Below are 15280 nucleotides of genomic sequence, written 5' to 3' on the forward strand. Positions count from 1 at the left end.
GTTCCTACTCACAAGAGGCGCGTGAATCCCATGCAGGACGCTGATATTCGCCGAACCAACCTGAGCCAGTTGCTGCGCCGCAAGCGCTGTCTGCGGGTCCTTGAAGCCCACAGCCCGATCTCGGCGCTGCTGGCCGAACAATCCAGGCTGGAGCGCGGGCCCGGGCCCAGCCTGACCTACGACGCCATCTGGTCCAGCTCCCTGACCGACTCGACCCACAAGGGCCTGCCGGACATCGAGATCCTCTCACCGAGCAACCGCCTGCACGGCATTCGCGAGATCTTCGATGTCTGTTCGCTGCCGATGATTTTCGATGGCGACACCGGGGGCAAGGCCGAACACTTCGCCATCCACGTGAAGATGCTGGACCGGGCCGGAGTCTCGGCAGTGGTCATCGAGGACAAGTGCGGGCTGAAGAAGAACTCCCTGTTCGGTACCGCCGTGAGCCAGGTCCAGGACAGCATCGAGGAGTTCTGCGAGAAGATCCGCGTAGGCTGCGCCAGCCGCAGCCATGAAGAACTGCTGATCATCGCTCGCTGTGAAAGCCTGATCCTCGACAAGGGCATGGACGACGCCATCGAGCGTTGCCTGGCCTATGTCGCCGCCGGCGCCGATGGGATCATGATCCACAGTCGGAAAAAGGACGGCCTGGAGATCCTCGAATTCGCCCGCCAGTTCCGCCGCCACTGTCCCCGGGTGCCGCTGATCTGCGTGCCCACCAGCTATGCCCATTTGAGTTTCGACGAGCTGGAAGGAGCCGGTTTCAACGCGGTGATCTATGCCAACCACATGCTGCGCAGTGCCTACATGGCGATGCGTGATGTGGCGGTGGGCATTCTCGAACATGGCCGGACCCTGGAGGTGGAGCCCCGTTGCCTGGGCATCGAGGAGATCCTCGATCTGGTGCCGGGCACCCGTTAGCCGCGGGTGACAGAGGCGGTCCCGAGGGTTCTTGGAAAATTCTGGTTTTATCTCGGCTGATTGCGCGACTGAAGATGCACGGGAATCAGAATTTTCTTACATACGTTGTTGGGGGCGCTGCCTAGAATTGCCCCGTTCGCCCGGCCAGGTACCACAGGCAACATGCTCAGTGGCGGTATCTGGTCAGGGCGGGCTGCAACATCGCAGCACCTGCCTGCCCGGTCCCTGTTTTGCCTACTGCCCTTGGCTGGCCGGGTCGGCGCTTCAAGCCCGACGCGTTCTGCGTCCCCCGCGGTATCCGTACTGTCCTCACCTCCCGTTCTGCCCCTGGTGCTTTACTGCACTATTTTTCACAGAGATTTACAGCACCGGCCAAGGCCCCGCGCTAGCCTGTGGTCGTTGCAGGACTATTCAGTACCTTGCGGCCCGCGCCGAGTGTCGAGTCGAGAGTGGATCGATCGCTTGCTGCCTCCATCGCGCCCGCTTCCATGGCGCCCGTGAACCTTCGAGTACCCGTCAGATGAACCTGAGCAATCTCACTCCCGAGCAGAGTCGTGCCCGGCGTTTGCAGCGTCTTGCCCAACATACCCCGAAGCTGCTGGCGACGGCGCTGTTGACCCTGCTGGTGGCGGCGGTGGCGCTGTGGGTGCCGGAGACCGAGCTGGTGCAACGTGTCGAACAAGCGCCGCAGGAGCTCAAGGTCAGCAGCGTCGTGGCCCGGCCCGGCAATGTCGGGCAGCGCATCTTCATCAGCGGCACCCTGGTTCCCCGGGAGGAGATTGCCATCGGCACTGCCTTGCAGGAACAACGGGTGGCCGCAGTGCGGGTGGAGGAGGGCGACCGGGTGGTGGCCGGGCAGATCCTCGCGGAGCTGGAGACGGCCACCCTGGACGCCCAGGTGCGTCAGGCCGAGGCGGCCCTTGGGCGCACGGCGGCCTTGATCCGTCAGCAACAGGCCCTGTACGGGGAAGCCCGGACCAGCCAGGAGCGTTTTGATCAACTGGGTGGTTTCGGCGCGGCCAGTGCGCAACAGGTGGACCAGCAACGGGCTCAGGCACGTTCCACCCAGGCCAGCCTGGCGGCGGCCCGGGCCGAGTATGAACAGGCTCGGGCGCAACTGGCCGATGCCCGCACGCAACGCCAGAAGGCCACGGTACGGGCGCCGGTGGCGGCCGTGGTGTCCGAGCGCCTGGCGCGGGTTGGGGCCCTGAGCGGTGCCGAGCCGTTGTTCCGGCTGATCCGTGACAACCAGCTGGAGTTGGATGGTGAGGTGGCAGAAAGCGCGTTGCGCGCCCTGCAGGTCGGCACCGAGGTCCAGGTCCAGGTCGCGGGGCTGGCGACACCGGTGGCCGGCCAGGTCCGCCTGCTGGCGCCGAAAGTCGATCCCCTGACCCGACGCGGCCGGGTGCGTATCGCCCTGGCCGCCGAGCCGGGGTTGCGCGCCGGCAGTTTCGCCAGCAGCACCCTGGAGCTGCCGCAACAGACCCTGGGCCTGGTGCTGCCACAACGGGCCCTGACCTTCGCCAGCGATGACCAGGCTTCGGTGGTGGTGCTCAATGCGCAGGAGGTGGCCAGCTTGCGGCAGATCCGTGTCGGCCGGCGGGACGGCATCCAGGTGGAGGTGCTCTCGGGTCTGGTGGCGGGGGAGCGGGTCGTGGCACGGGCCTCGGCCTTCGTCCGCGACGGCGATGTGGTGGTCCTGGCCGATGACGAGAGCCTTGAACCATGAGCCTGCAGCTTTCCTCCTGGGCGATTCGCCGCCCGATACCGACCCTGGTGATGTTTCTGGTGCTGGCGGTGGCCGGTTGCCTGGCCTTTGTGAAACTGCCGATCAACGCCAATCCGCGCGTGGACTTCCCGGTGATCACCGTGGTCGTGTCCCAGGTGGGCGCTGCGCCCACCGAGCTTGAACACTCGGTCACCCTGCGGGTCGAGCGCGCGGTGTCCGGCCTCGCCGGGATTCGCCACATCACCTCCACAGTGGCCGACGGCATCTCGGTGACCACTGTGGAGTTCCAGCTCGGTATCGATCCCGGGCGGGCGGCCAACGACATTCGCGACGCCATTGCCCTGATCCGTGCCGACCTGCCGCAGACCATCGAGGAACCGATGATCACCCGCATCGATGTCGAGGGCGGGGCGATCCTCAACTATGCGCTCAAGGGCAGCGAACGGCGCCTGGTGGATCTGTCCTGGTTCGTCGACGACGTGCTCAGTCGCGATCTGCTAGCGGTGCCCGGGGTGCAGAAAGTCCAGCGCCTGGGGGGCGTCGAGCGCGAGGTCAAGGTCGAGCTGCAGGCCGAGCGCCTGCAGGCCCTGGGGATCACCGCCGAGCAGGTCAACAGGCAACTGGTGCAGACCAATATCAACGTTCCCGGCGGCCGTACCCGGCTGGGCAACAACGAGCAATCCATACGCACCCTGGGCAGTGCGCTGACGGTGGAGGCCCTGAGCAACACCCCCATCGCTCTTCCCGAGGGACGCTGGGCACGGCTGGGGGATCTGGCCAGGGTCCATGACGGCGCCAGTGAAGCCCGCTCCCGGGCCCGGCTCAACGGCGAGGAAGTGGTGGGCTTTGCGGTGTTCCGCGCCAAGGGCTCCAGCGACACCCTGGTGGCTGCAGGCGTCGCAGCGGCCCTCCAGCGCCTGCAAGCGCAGAACCCGGACGTGGAGATTCACCCGATCTCGTCCTCGGTGGACTACACCCTGGCCAGCTACGATGCGGCGATCATGACCCTGATCGAGGGCGCGCTGCTGACCATCCTGGTGGTCTTCATATTCCTCAGAAGCTGGCGCGCCACCCTGGTGGCGGCCATTGCCCTGCCGTTGTCGATTCTGCCGACCTTCGTCGTCATGGCCGTCTTCGGCTACTCGTTGAACAGCATCACCCTGCTGGCCCTGACCCTGGTGATCGGCATCCTGGTGGACGATGCCATCGTCGAGATCGAGAACATCGAGCGCCATCTGGAGCAGGGCAAGCGCCCCTACCAGGCGGCCATCGATGCCAGCGACGCCATCGGCTTTGCGGTAGTGGCGATCACCGCCACCATCGTCGCGGTGTTCCTGCCGGTGAGTTTCATCGGCGGCTTCGTCGGCCAGTATTTCACCCCGTTCGGCATCACGGTCTCGGCGGCGGTACTGGCATCGCTGCTGGTGGCGCGTCTGGTGACGCCGCTGATGGCCGCCTACTTGCTCAAGCCCAAGGCGCCTTCCCGGCATGGCCCGCACCCGCCAGCGCCCCGGGGTTTGCTGGCGCGCTACCTGAAGCTGTTGGAATGGGCCCTGCAGCACCGGGGCAAGAGTCTGGGCATTGCCGGGCTGTTCCTGATCGGTTCGTTGGCCCTGGTGCCGCTGCTGCCTTCGGGATTCATGCCGGTCAATGACATCAGCCTGTCGCGCATCGACGTGTCCTTGCCCCCCGGCAGCTCCCTGGCCCGGACCGACACCGTGCTGACCAGCATGGCCGAGCAGTTGCGCCAGCGGCCCGAGGTGCTGTCGGTGTTTGCCACCGCCGGCGGCGAGGACTCCTCCGGGGCCACCGATGTGGCCACTGCCCAGCTCCTGGTGCGGCTGGTGCCGGCGGATCAGCGTGAGCTCAGCCAGAAGGCCTTCGAGCAATCCCTGCGGCCGCTGCTCAACGGCTTTGCCGACTTGCGCTACGCCTTTCGCGGCGAGAGCGCAGCCCGGGACATCTCGATCATCCTGGTGGGCGCCGACGGGCAGGCACTGAGCCAGGCCGCCCATGCCCTGCAGCGAGAAATGCGCGGCATCGAGGGCATCGCCAACGTCCAGGTCAACGAGCCGTTGCTGCGCCCGGAACTGCTGATCCAGCCCCGGGTGGATGAAGCGGCCCGGGCCGGAGTCAGCCCCCTGGCCATCGGCAGCGTGGCGCGGATCGCCACCGTGGGCGAGATCAACGCCAGTTCGGCACGCTTCAATTTCCATGACCGCCAGGTGCCGATCCGGGTGCTGCTGCCGGCCATCGAGCAGGGCGACCTGAATGCCCTGAACAACCTCGGCGTCAGCAGCGACAGCGGCAAGGTGCTGCCCCTCAGCGCGGTGGCCGATATCGGCTACGGCAGCGGGCCGGCGCGGATCGAACGCTTGTCGCGGCTGCGCCGGGTCTCGGTGGACGCCGATCTGGCGGGGCTCACCCTGGGAGCCGCCCTGGAAGCCATCGACCAACTGCCGGCCCTGGACCCGCTGCCCGAGGGGGTACGGCGGGTCGAGTATGGCGATGCGGAGTACATGAACGAGATGTTCGACAAGTTCGGCGTGGCCATGGGGTTGGGCATCATGATGGTGTTTGCGGTGCTGGTGCTGCTGTTTCGTGACTTCCTGCAGCCGCTGACCATTCTCGTCGCGCTGCCGCTGTCCATCGGTGGGGCCCTTGGCGGGCTGTTGCTGTATGGCGCGGCCATCGACTTGCCGGTGGTCATCGGCCTGCTGATGCTGATGGGCATCGTCACCAAGAACTCGATCCTGATGGTGGAGTTCACCATTGAGAACCGCCGCGCCGGCTTGCCCCGGCACCAGGCCCTGATCCAATCGGGAGCCGAGCGTGCCCGGCCGATCATCATGACCACCATCGCCATGGTCGCGGGCATGCTCCCGGCGGTGTTCAGCAGTGGAGCCGACGCGGGATTCCGCGCGCCCATGGCCGTGGCGGTGATCGGTGGGCTGATCACCTCGACCCTGTTGAGCCTGGTGCTGGTGCCGGTGGTTTTCAGCTACATGGACGACCTGAACCAGTGGCTGGCGCCGCGCCTGGCACGACTGACATCGGTCACCCCGGAGGACCGTGCCGCAGTGCGGCCACCGCAGCCTTGAAGCTCAAGCCGAGGCTGGCGTCAGGGTTGTACTTCGGAGCGGGCCAGGCTTGGTGCCTCGCTCCAGGCGCCGCCCAGGGCCCGGTACAGGTCGACCTCGGCCAGCAACTGCGCCAGGCGGTCGTTGATCAGGCCCTGCTGGGCACTGAACAGTGAGCGCTGGGCATCGAGGAACACCAGATTGCTGTCTACGCCGATGCGATAGCGATGCTCGGCCAGGTTGTAGTAGTCCTGGCTGGCCTGCACCAGATTGCCCTGGGCCATCAGTTGCTGCTGGTAGGTCTGGCGTGCGGCCAGGCCGTCGGCCACTTCCTGGAAGGCGGTCTGAATGGCCTTTTCATACTGGGCGACGCTGATGTCCTTCTGCAGCCGGGCGTAGTCCAGGCTGGCGCGCAGGTTGCCGGCATTGAAGATCGGCAGGTTGATCTGCGGCTGAAAGGTCCAGCCGCCGGCGCCGCCCTTGAACAGCCCCGAGAGCTCCTTGCTGGAGCTGCCGGCATTGGCGGTCAGGCTGACGCTGGGGAAGAACGCCGCCCGGGCCGCGCCGATGTTGGCGTTGGCGGCCTGCAGCTGGTACTCGGCCTGGAGAATGTCCGGGCGTCGCTGCAACAGGCTCGAAGGCAGCCCCGCGGGCACCTGGGCCAGCATGCCTTCGGCCAACCTGCGCTGGGGCAGGTCGGCGGGCAGCGGCGCACCTACCAACAGGGTCAGGTTGTTCAGGTCCTGGGCCACCTGGCGCTGGTAGCGGGCCAGGCTGGCCCGGGCGCTGTCGACGCTGGTGCGGGCCTGGGCCACGTCCAGGGCCGAGATCTTCCCGGCGTTGCCGTTGCGGGTGGTCAAACGCAGGCTCTGTTCATCCGCGGCCAGGGTCTTGCGGGTCAGCTCCAGCAGTTCCTGGTCGGCGCACCAGGTCAGGTAGGCGCTGGCGACATTGGCCACCAGGCTCAACTGCGCGCTGCGCCGGGCTTGCTCGCTGGACAGGTAAGTCATCAATGCCTGTTGGCTGAGGCTGCGGATGCGGCCGAAGAAATCCAGCTCATAGGCGCTGATGCCCAGGTTCGCTGAATAGCTGGAATTGATCAGCGCCTTGCCGCCGGTCATCTGCTCGGGCAGACGCTGGCGCTTGCCGTCGACACTGGCCGACACCGCCGGCAGCAGGTCGGCGCGCTGGATGCGGTACTGGGCCTGGTAGGCCGCGACGTTCAGGGCCGCCACCCGCAGGTCGCGGTTGTTTTCCAGGGCACTGTGGATCAACTGTTGCAGCAAGGGGTCCTGGAACAGGCCCTGCCAGTCGGCCCCCGGCGTGCCTGTGGCCGAGGCGTAGGCCGGGCCTTGAGGGTACTGGGGCGCCACCGGCGGCTGTGGGCGCTGGTAGTCCGGGATCAGCGAGCAGCCGCCGAGGGTCAGGGCCAGGGCCGCCAGGATCGATGGGGAGTTACGCATGATCAGCCTCGTGACAAGGACATCCTGAGGGTGGACGACAGGGGGCGCCGGCACCGCGCCTCAGGCGCCGACCATCCACTTGGCCAGGCCGTGGCGGCCACTGACCCCGAGCTTGGCGGCGGCACGCTTGAGATAGGTTTCGATGGAGCTGTTCTTGACGCTCAGGCGCTGGGCCATTTCCGGCACCGTACCTCCAGTCAACAGCCCCAGACAGACTTCTTTTTCCCGGGCCGACAGGCTGATGTCCCCCAGGGACAGGCGCTCGTCGAACTCCCGTTGCAGGGGTGTCTGCTGGCGCGCATCCAGGGGGCGGGTGCTCCAGCTGCGCAGGTTCTTCAGGGCCTGTTGCCGATGCAGTTGGGCATGGCGCTCCAACAGCGGCAGCAATGTTTCCGACAGGCTCTTGAGAAAGGACAGTTCGGCCAGGGAAAAACCGCCCTGAGAGGGGGCGCGGTAGAGGGTAATGACACAGCGGCGGTTGGCTTTGCGCGAGACCAGATGGCATTGGTGCGGGGTGTTGCGCGAAGGCCCGTACTGGACCTGGGCATTCATCTGAATCAGCAGCGAGTCGTCCATTTCCAGCATCTTGTGCAGCAGGGGATCATGGCGTCGCGGGGGCTCCGGCAGGGGCAGGTCCTCTTGCAGCCCGGCACGCCCCAGCAGGGTGATTGCCAGGGAACTGGCCTGGCGTTCGTCGAGGGTCCACTCGCTGAGCAGCAACTGGCTGACCGGCACCAGCTTGTCCACCAGTTGCAGCATGTCCCTGGCGAATCCGCAATGGCCGGTACTGGAGATCAATTGCCCCAGTTCGAAGTAGAAGGGTGGAGTTTCCATGTTGGCGATACTGCTGGTCAGACCCATATCCTTATCATCCTTGATCGAGACAAATCGCTGATCGAAACGCGGTTGCCACGGTGCCCCGCAGCACAGTGTTCATGCACCTGATCGAGTCGGAAAAATCTGATTTAAGCCTAAGAATTTACTTTGCGTCTGTAGGGGTAAACCGGGACAGACAGGCCGCGCCAGAGCGCTACCGGGGTTTCCCCTATGAGCCGGCAACAGGCTCGCAACGCCCGCCGACGTTCGTCCTCGCGGCTCTGCAAGTCACTGTAAGCACAGGCTCATCCGGCCTTGACGGGAGGGTTGGCCAGGCCATGAGCCTCGTGTACGGATGGTCAATGTCCTACAGCTATTTCAGCTGATCCGCAGCAGCGTTCCGGGGCTGCGGATGAGGCGGTCGAAAGTGCCTGCGTGGGGGATTGTCCGGCGACCTGTCAGGGCCATTCTGAAGGCCCCGATCCGGCCCTGGAATGTCCGGGTTTCGGGTGACATACAGGGGGTGGGGCCGATGCTTAAATCCGCGAACGCCGGTGCCCGGGCCCATCACATGAGAAGGATCTTATGACGCGTTTTTCTGCCTTTGCCATGGCCGACTTCGTCGCGCAAATCACCCTTGCCATCCACGGTGCGCTGCCTGCTGGATGTTCCGCGCCGGTGCTGTCATGAGCGCCGGGCCGGTGCCTGCCCAAGGCTTGCCGCTGACCACCGGGCAACGGGATATCTGGCTGGATCAACTGAGCCGCGGCGACTCGCCGCTGTACAACATCGGCGGTTATGCCGACCTCAAGGGGCCGATCCAGCCCGCGCTGATGCAGCGCACGTTGCAGGAGGTGGTGCGCAAGCATGACGTGCTGCGCACCGTGCTGTCCCTGGAGGGCTGCAGCGACGGCCTGCCGTTGCAGTATTTCGACCGCCACTGGCCGGTGCAGATGGACTTTCATGATCTGTCCGCCGAGGCCGATCCGCGGGCCGCTGCGCTGGCGCGGATTCACTGGCAGATGCAGCAGCCGTTCAAGCTCAGCGGCGAACGCCTGTGCCGTTTCTCGCTGTTTCGCTTGAGCCCCGAGCATCACCTGATGGAGGCCGAGGCCCATCACCTGATCCTCGACGGTTGGGGCTTCGCCCAGTTGTCGCAATCCGTAGGTGATCTCTACAGCGCCCTGGCGCGGGGCGAAGAACCCGGCCCTGCCGCACCGTCCTTTGTCGATTTCATCGAAGACGATGTCCGTTACCAGCAGTCCAGCCGTTATGCCCGGGACCGGGACTACTGGCTGGCCAAGTACCAGAGCCTGCCGGAGCCGCTGCTGCGCCCGCGCTACCGCCCGGGCCAGGACGCCGGGACGCCCGGGGCGACCCTGGTGCAGGCCTTTCCCGCAGCCCTGCATGAGCGGATGAAAGCCCTGGGCAGAAGCACCGGGGCCTCGGCCTTCCATGTGCTGCTGGCGGCCTTGCATGTGTATTTCACCCGCATCGGCCAGCGCGACCAGTGGGTCCTGGGCATGCCGGTGCTGAACCGGCCCAACGCCGCTTTCAAGGTGACCGTGGGCTCCTTCACCCAGGTCAGTGCGGTGCACATGGACTTCGGCCGTGAGCTGAGTTTCGAAGCGCTGGTGGTGGCGGTGCGGGATGTGCTCAAGCAGGATTTCCGCCATCAGCGTTTTCCCCTGAGCGAGCTCAATCGTGCCCTTGGTTTGCTGCGTGAAGACCGCGGGCAATTGTTCGAACTGACCCTGTCCTATGAACTGGAGGACATGCAATACCGCTACGGCGATGCCGTGGCCTCGTCGGTGAAAGTTTCCAATCGTCACGAGCCGACGCCCCTGGCCATTCACCTGCGCAGCAACAGTTTCGACGACAACGCCTGGATGCATTACGTCTACGACTCGGGGTATTTCCAGCCTCACGAGATCGAGGCGCTGGCCGCTTGCCTGATCCATGTGCTGGAGCAGGGGCTGGCGAACGTGGCCTTGCCGGTGCAGCAGTTTTCGCTGCTGACCGCAGAGCAGAGCGCGCGCGTGCAGAGTTGGAACGCCACCTGTCAGCCACTGGCTGGCGAGCAGCGCATCCACAAGCGAATCGAGGCCTGGGCCCAGCGCACCCCGAGCGCGGTGGCCCTGGTCGCCCAGGGGCAAGCGCTGAGCTACGACCAGCTCAACCGCCGGGCCAATGCCCTGGCCGTGCACCTGCAAGGGCTTGGGGTCGGTCCCGATCAGCGGGTGGCGATCCTGGCCCAGCGCAGCCTGGAGACCCTGGTCGGCCTGCTGGCAATTCTCAAGGCCGGCGCCTGTTACGTACCGCTGGACCCGGCGCATCCCCCTGAGCGACTGGCCTACCTACTGGACGACTGCGGGCCGGTGGCGGTGCTGACCCAGGCCGGTTTGCGCGAGCGCCTGCCGGCCCTGGCGGTGCCGCTGATCGAGCTGGACGACCCTCAGTGGCAGTCAGGCTCGGCGCTCGTTCCCCAGGTGCCCGGGCTGACGGCGCAGCACCTGGCCTATGTGATCTACACCTCCGGCTCCACCGGTTTGCCCAAGGGCGTGATGGTGGAGCACCAGAGCCTGTCGGCCCTGGTGGACTGGCATTGCCGGGCTTTCGACCTGCAGGCCGGCAGCCACACCTCCTGCCTCGCCGGCTTCGGTTTCGATGCCATGGCCTGGGAAGTCTGGCCGGCCCTGTGCGCCGGGGCGACCCTGCACCTGGCCCCGGCCAGTGACGGCCCCGAAGACCTCAATGGGTTGCTCGCCTGGTGGCGGGCCCAGCCGTTGCAGGTGAGCTTCCTGCCCACGCCGGTGGCGGAGTACGCCTTCAGCCAGCGGCTCGGTCATCCGACCCTGCGCACCCTGTTGATCGGCGGCGATCGCCTGCGTCAGTTGCCCGAGGAACAGCGCTTTGCCCTGATCAACAACTACGGCCCCACCGAAACCACGGTGGTGGCCACCTCCGGGGTCATCGAGGCCGGGCAGCCGCTGCATATCGGCCGGCCCATCGCCAATACCCAGGTCTACCTGCTGGATGAGCGACAACGCCCGCTGCCCATCGGCATTGCCGGCGAACTCTACATCGGTGGCAACGGGGTGGCCCGGGGTTACCTCAATCGCGACGAGCTGACGGCCGAGCGTTTCCTCGACGATCCCTTCAGCGCCCGGCCCGGTGCGCGCATGTACCGCACCGGCGATCTGGCTCGCTGGCTGGACGACGGCCGCCTGGAGTACCTGGGGCGCAATGACGACCAGGTGAAGATCCGTGGCCAGCGCGTCGAGCTGGGAGAAATCGAAACCCGCCTGGGCGCCCATCCCGTGCTCCAGGACGTGCTGGTCCAGGCCCGGGACGGACAGTTGGTGGCCTGGTTCACGGCCCGCGAGGCCGTGCCGATCAGCGACCTGCGGGACTTCCTGCGCCGGCAGTTGCCTGACGCCATGGTGCCCGTGGCCTATGTACGGCTCGATGCATTGCCCCTTACTGCCAACGGCAAGCTGGATCGCCAGGCCTTGCCCGCACCCGGCCCCGAGGCCCTGGTCAGCCGCGAGTACCAGGCCCCCGAGGGCCCGCTGGAAACCACCCTGGCCCAGCTCTGGGCCCAGGTGCTGCAGGTGGAACAGGTGGGTCGCCATGACCATTTCTTTGAACTGGGCGGCCATTCGTTGCTGGCCCTGCAACTGATCCAGCTGATGGAGGAGCAGGGGCTGCATGCCGATGTGCGGGTGCTGTTCGGCCAGCCGACCCTGGCCAGTCTGGCTGCGGCGGTGGAGGGCCGGCAGGACGTGGCGATCCCGGCCAATGGCGTACCTGCCGATTGCCGGCGCATCACCCCGCAGATGCTGACCCTGGTGGACCTGGACCAGGAAAGCATCGACCGGGTGCTGGCCACGGTTCCCGGCGGCGTGAGTAACGTGCAGGACATCTATCCCCTGGCGCCGTTGCAGGAGGGCTTGCTCTACCACCACATGACCTTTGCCGGGCATGACCCGTACCAGCAGCACGCGCTGCTGGCCTTTTCCCGTCGCGAGGACCTGGACGCCTTCGCCCAGGCCCTGCAGGCGGTGATCGACCGCCATGACATTCTGCGCACCAGCCTGGTCTGGGATGCGGCAGAGCAGCCGCTGCAGGTGGTCTGGCGCCAGGCCCGGTTGCCGCTGGAGGAGTGGTTGCCGCAGGCCGCGGGCGGCTCGCTGGCGGAGCAGTTGCGCGAGCATTACCACCCTCGGCACCACCCGCTGGATATCCGCCAGGCACCGCTGCTGGCCCTGGCCTGGGCCGAGGACCGGCCGAACCAGCGCTGGATCGCCCTGCTGCGCTTTCATCATCTGGTCAACGATGCCACGTCCACAGCGTTGCTGATGGCGCAGATTGCCGACCATATGAACGGCCGGCAACAGCAACTGGCGCCGGCCTTTGCCTACCGCGACTACGTGGCTCGCACGCGGTTGGGGCAGGCAGCCCATGCCGCGTTCTTCCGGGAATACCTGGCCGGGGTGGACCAGCCGACCCTGGCCTTCGAGTTGCAGGAGCGTCCCGGCGAGCAGGTGGATCAGCAACACGCCAGCGGTCTGCTGGACCGCGACCTGAGCCAGCGCCTGCGCCATCAGGTGCGGCAGTTCGGGGTCAGTGCCGCCAGCCTGTTCCACCTGGCCTGGGGGCTGGTGCTGGGACGCTCCTGCGGCCGCGAGGACCTGCTGTTCGGCACCGTGCTGCTGGGTCGCTTGCAGGCCGGCGCGGGAGCGGACCGGGCCCTGGGCATGTTCATCAACACCTTGCCGTTGCGCCTGGAACTGGCGGGGCTGACGGTGGCTGCCGGACTGCGACAGACCCAGGAACGTCTCAGCACGCTGCTGGCCCATGAGCAGGGGCCCCTGTCCCTGGCTCAGCGTTGCAGCGGCGTGGCGGCACCGACTCCGCTGTTCAATGCCTTGCTCAACTACCGGCACAACGTCGCCGCCGACGCCCAGGCCCTGTTGCAAGGGGTGCCGGGGGCGCAATTGCTGAGCAGCGAAGAAGTGCTCAGTTACCCCTTGATGCTGGCGGTGGACGATCTGGAACCGGGCTTTCGCCTGGGGGCTCGGGCGCCTCGGCGGATCGGCGCGCAGCGCCTGCTGGACTACCTGAGCTGCGCCCTCGAGGGGCTGGTCCAGGCGTTGGAGCAGGCACCGCAGACCCTGCTGCAGAGCCTGTCCATCCTGCCGGCGGCGGAGTATCGGCAGCAGATGCTGGCGTTCAACGCCACCGGGTCCGACTACCCCAGCGAGCTGACCCTGCACGGGCTGTTCGAAGCCCAGGTCCGCCGCACGCCCCAGGCCATTGCCCTGCAGGCCGGCGAGCAACGCTTGAGTTATGCCCAGCTCAACCAGCGGGCCAACCAGCTGGCCCATCACTTGCGCGAGCAAGGGGTAGGGCCGGACGTGCGAGTCGGGCTCTGCGTCGAGCGCGGCCTGGAAATGATCATCGGCCTGCTGGGCATCCTCAAGGCCGGTGGCGCCTATGTACCCCTGGACCCGGAGTACCCGCTGGAGCGTTTGAGCTTCCTGATCAATGACAGCCAGCCATTGGTCGTGCTGGTGCACCAGCCCACCCGCGCGCTGCTGCAGGCTCAGGCCGTGCCGCTGATCGATTTCGACCGCGACCGCTGGCAGCACCCGGCCGAGGATGACCCTGTGGTGCCGGGGCTCGGGGTCAGGCACCTGGCTTATGTGATCTACACCTCGGGCTCCACCGGCAACCCCAAGGGGGTGATGGTGGAGCACCGTGGCCTGGGCAACCTGATGCACTGGAGTTCGCGACTGTGTGGGCAATGCCCGGGCGGCACCTTGCTGCAAAAGGCCCCGTTCAGTTTCGACGGCTCGGTGTGGGAGCTGTTCTGGCCCCTGGTCAGCGGCATGCGCCTGCTGCTGGCGCGGCCCGATGGCCAGCGTGATCCAGGCTACCTGGCGCAGCTGGTGCAAGCGCAGCAGGTGACCATGATCAAGTTCGTGCCGGCGATGCTCCTGCAGTTCCTGCAATTGCAGGAGAGCGGACAGTGCCACAGCCTGACCGACGTCTTCTGCGGCGGTGGCGAGCTCACCGAGGCCATCGCCCGGCTGTTCCAGCAACGCCTGCCCAAGGCCCGTCTGCACAACGTCTACGGTCCCACCGAGGCCACGGTGGACAGCAGCGCCTGGACCCTGGAGCCCGGGGCCCCTGTACCGGCGGTGCAGTTGCCCATCGGCCGGGCCATTACCAATACCCGGCTGTATGTGCTCGATGCCCATGACCAGCCGGTACCCCTGGGGGTCAGCGGCCAGTTGCATATTGGCGGCGTCGGCGTGGCCCGGGGTTACCTGGGCTTGCCGCTGCTGCAGGCCGAGCGCTTTATCGACAGCCCCTTCGTGGCCGGTGACCGGCTGTACCGCAGTGGCGATCTGGTGCGCTACAACGCTGACGGCGACCTGGAGTTCCTCGGCCGCAACGACTTCCAGGTCAAGCTGCGCGGGCTGCGCCTGGAACTGGGGGAGATCGAGGCACGGCTGGCGCAACACCCGGCCCTGCGAGAGGTGGCGGTGCTGATGCGCGATGAGCGCCTGGTGGCCTATTTCAGCCTGCACCCGGACCAGCCGGCGCCGGGTATCGAGGCGTTGCGGGCCCATGTCCTGGAGCAGTTGCCGGAGTACATGGTGCCGGCCGCCTATGTGCGGTTGGCAACGCTGCCCCTGAGTGCCAACGGCAAGCTGGACCGCAAGGCGTTGCCGGAACCCGGGGAAGACGCGGTGCTGAGCCGCGAGTTCGAGGCGCCCCAGGGCGAGCTGGAAACGACCCTGGCGCGGCTCTGGGCCGAGGTGTTGCAGGTCGAGCGGGTGGGGCGTCATGACCACTTCTTCGAGCTGGGCGGGCATTCCCTGCTGGCGGTCAGCCTGGTGGCGCGCATGCGCCAGGAGGGCCTGCATGCCGATGCCCGACTGCTGTTCAGCCAGCCGACCCTGGCGGCACTGGCGGCCCATACCCTGGGTCAGTTGCAGCGCCTGGAGATTCCCGCCACCACCATTCCCCAGCTCAAGCGCCAGCGGCGTCTCTGAACCAACTCTGGGGCCCGGCAGGCCGGCCCCAGGGCCGGCGCTCGCCGTGGCATCGGCTGGACCGGGACAGCGCCGGGGCCGTGTCCCGACTTCCCATGTCAGACACTCAAGAACGGATGTTTTAGCGTTTCCAGGCTGCCGGGAGCCCTGGCGGGATCAGTGTCTGCGGCGTTTGCCCAAGCCGCTGGCCGCTCAGCGTTCGGG

The 15280-nt window shown here is 66.7% G+C and carries 6 protein-coding genes; 4 read left to right on the top strand and 2 right to left on the bottom strand.

Annotated features, from left to right (window positions below):
- Window positions 1-30 precede the first annotated feature (30 nt).
- The 3 genes from aepX to ACSSVC_RS14805 all read left to right on the top strand — a co-directional run bounded on the left by aepX (window position 31) and on the right by ACSSVC_RS14805 (window position 5751).
- A complete protein-coding gene (gene aepX, locus ACSSVC_RS14795; RefSeq protein WP_346631654.1) occupies window positions 31-921 on the top strand; it encodes a phosphoenolpyruvate mutase in 891 nt (296 codons plus the stop codon).
- 520 nt (window positions 922-1441) lie between these two features.
- Window positions 1442-2650 carry an efflux RND transporter periplasmic adaptor subunit gene (locus tag ACSSVC_RS14800; RefSeq protein WP_346631653.1) on the top strand — a complete coding sequence of 403 codons (1209 nt, stop codon included), beginning with the start codon at window positions 1442-1444 and terminating at the stop codon, window positions 2648-2650.
- The gene (locus ACSSVC_RS14805) at window positions 2647-5751 is read left to right on the top strand and encodes an efflux RND transporter permease subunit (RefSeq protein WP_492612450.1); all 3105 of its coding nucleotides are present in this window, start codon (window positions 2647-2649) and stop codon (window positions 5749-5751) included. Before ACSSVC_RS14800 ends, ACSSVC_RS14805 begins: the two co-directional genes overlap by 4 nt.
- A gap of 20 nt (window positions 5752-5771) precedes the next feature.
- Here the strand turns inward: ACSSVC_RS14805 and ACSSVC_RS14810 are convergent, their stop codons facing one another.
- Window positions 5772-7193, bottom strand: coding sequence for an efflux transporter outer membrane subunit (locus tag ACSSVC_RS14810; protein WP_404939092.1), 1422 nt, complete (start codon window positions 7191-7193; stop codon window positions 5772-5774).
- Between the two features lie 60 nt (window positions 7194-7253).
- Entirely contained in the window at window positions 7254-8054 is an 801-nt protein-coding gene (locus ACSSVC_RS14815) for a helix-turn-helix transcriptional regulator (protein ID WP_346631650.1), read from the bottom strand.
- A 641-nt stretch (window positions 8055-8695) separates the two neighbouring features.
- Here ACSSVC_RS14815 and ACSSVC_RS14820 point away from each other — a divergent pair.
- Complete coding sequence (locus tag ACSSVC_RS14820; RefSeq protein WP_492612451.1) at window positions 8696-15076, top strand: amino acid adenylation domain-containing protein; 6381 nt, start codon at window positions 8696-8698, stop codon at window positions 15074-15076.
- Window positions 15077-15280: the final 204 nt, after the last annotated feature.

This window comes from Pseudomonas sp. E1BtOHC1 (genome assembly GCF_058744285.1).